This window comes from Vreelandella rituensis (assembly GCF_003336665.1).
Taxonomy (GTDB): domain Bacteria; phylum Pseudomonadota; class Gammaproteobacteria; order Pseudomonadales; family Halomonadaceae; genus Vreelandella; species Vreelandella rituensis.
Window position 1 is genome coordinate 1 of record NZ_QPIJ01000129.1, and the last position, 2,530, is coordinate 2,530.

The window sequence follows — 2,530 nt, forward strand, 5'->3', positions numbered from 1 at the left end:
GTTCGGGAGAGAGTACCTCGGAGAGACTGGAGAAATCGTCGGGTACCGCCTTGGCGATGGCATCAATGGCGTCGCTGAAATGCATGAGACCTTTCCGTATCAGTTGCCTGACACGGAAAGGCCTCATGATCAGCTTGTTGAAAATAGGCTTAACTGACTGGCATTAGGGCTTATGCCCGGCATTTTTTTACCTCAACCTGAAACCGATCGACCTATATAAGAGGGATCTTTAAGCGAAGAGTTTTTCAAACGGGACTTTTCAAACAAAGCGTTCAATCTCGAATAAAGCGCTCAATCGAATAGAGCCACCAGATCTTCATGGCTCCCAGCGGCGGCTGCCATCTTGACCACCACACTATTACGCCCGAGGCTCTTCGCTTCATAACTGGCGGAATCGGCACGCTCCATGGCTGCGTCAATGGCGGTATCATCTTCTGAAAAAGCCGTCACCCCCAGGCTTAGAGTGACCTTATATTCTTTACTTGCCGTACTGCCCTTACTTTCCTGAGTAACGGAAATTTCAGCCACAGCCTTGCGCAAGGAATCGGCAATGGTCTTCGCTTGGCGCAGAGTACAGCTGGGCAACAACACACCGAACTCATCCCCGCCCTGGCGGGCCACATGATCACTGCGACGCACTTCCCAGGCGACAACCTGAGCAATTCGCCGTAACATTTCATCCCCTAGGGCATGGCCACCTTCATCATTGATCGGCTTGAAATGATCAAGATCAAACAATATCAATGCCGAAGGGGTGCTGGTTTTCTGAAAATCGGCGAACGCTTCTTCCAGGCGGCGCTCAAAGCCACGCCGATTCAATAAGCCGGTCAAGGGGTCATGCTCGGCTTCCCAGCGCTGAATGGCTTCTTGCTGACGCCGTTCGGTAATGTCCTTGACCATTCCCACCAAGCCTAAAGAATGCCCTCCCTGAGTCAGCATCACGGCGCGCGCATGCACTTCCAGCCACAGCATCTCATCATCATGGCGATGAAAGCGTAGCTGACGGAGAAACTCACTGCCGGTCTTCAAACTATGGCGCCACATGTCCATGGCACCGGGATGGTCATCGGGGTGAATCTGCTTATGCCAATCACCTGGCTCGTCACCGGGTTCAACCCCCAGCATCTCAAGCAGTGCCGGGTTCATGTAGGTGATATCCCCATCGAAGTTGGCTACGAACATGCCTTGCGGGGTGGAGCTCAATACCGAGTCAAGGAATGCCTCACGTTCATGCAGGTTAGTCAGCAGCGTCTGGCGCTCATCCTCCACTCGGTTGAACGTATTGGAGACTTCACGCAATTCGAGCATATTGGTATCGAGATTGACCTTATGCCGTTTACCCAGACCCACTTCTCCGATTTGTTTTTCCAGGTGACGCAACGGCAACAACATCTGCCTCAGCAACACCCACAATAGCGGTAACATGAGCACAGCCAATGAAAGCCATACCCACCACAATTGCCGAATAAACCCTTGCAGGGGCAATTGTGCCTGCCCCATGGGCAAGAACAGCCCTACCACCCAATCCGCCGGCCATATCTGAGAAAACGCTTGAAGCCCCCTCTCGCCGTTGAGTAACGCCCCCACCCCATCGCCCTGCCAGCCATCCAGCGCCAGGTCCAGCAATGGGTTTTCGCTGGCTGACGGCACATCCTGCATGATCAAGTCGCGATTGGGATGGTAGAGAATTTTTCCCGAAGCGGTTGCCACGCCGGCATAACCTTTTTCGCCCAATCGAATGCGAGCCAGACGGTCGAACAACCCACCTCGATTAAGGCTCACCACGCCGCCAACAAATCCCTGAAACTCTCCTTCAGAGCCTTTTCGGGGCACACTTATCAACACCATCGGCATGTTACTGGCACGGCCTACAAATGGCTGACTGACGTAGGGACGTCCGGTACCACGTAACGCACGAAAGTATTCCTCCTGCCCAGTTTCGAGATTTTTTCGACCAGGCACTACCGGCCAATCAGCGATGATGCGCCCGGAGGCATCCGTAACCACCAAGCCTTCAAACAATTCCAGCAAGGTATTCTGGTGACGCAATTCCGTTTGCAGCCAGCTCGGATTGTCACGCTGCGAGAGGAGTGATGAAAGCCGTTCCAGAGTGTTGATACGCGCGCTTACCTGTTGGGTGACTTCATCCGCCAACAGTCTTGATTCATAACGTAAATGCGAGACATTGGTTTCTTGCACCATCTCCTTTCCCAACTGCCAGGTAATGCCGAGCACCAAGGCCACTATAAGCAACCAGGCAATCGCGACTCCCAGCAGCAGCCGGTTCTGTAACGAGCCATAGCATCGCCTGAAAACTAGCGTATGGAATAAGCGCACAGGCGGTCCTTTTCCTTGCACATCAAAAAGTAGTCCTCAAAGATTCGGGAGCAAGCCAGCCACTTGACATCCCCCCCACCTTCAGCGCTAGCGCGCTTGTGGAAGGGGATTCCCTGGTCGTTACCTCCCAGGTTCCTGCTTCGCTGTCCGTCGCCTCAATGCCTTGGCATTGCCGGTCTTACACAAACTCCAC

At 53.6% G+C, this 2,530-nt stretch carries 1 protein-coding gene; it reads right to left on the minus strand.

From position 1 onward, the window contains the following. Positions 1 to 291: 291 nt before the first annotated feature. On the minus strand, positions 292 to 2,337 hold the full coding sequence (locus tag DU506_RS20980; protein ID WP_415843752.1) for a sensor domain-containing diguanylate cyclase: 2,046 nt from the start codon (positions 2,335 to 2,337) through the stop codon (positions 292 to 294). Positions 2,338 to 2,530 lie beyond the last annotated feature (193 nt).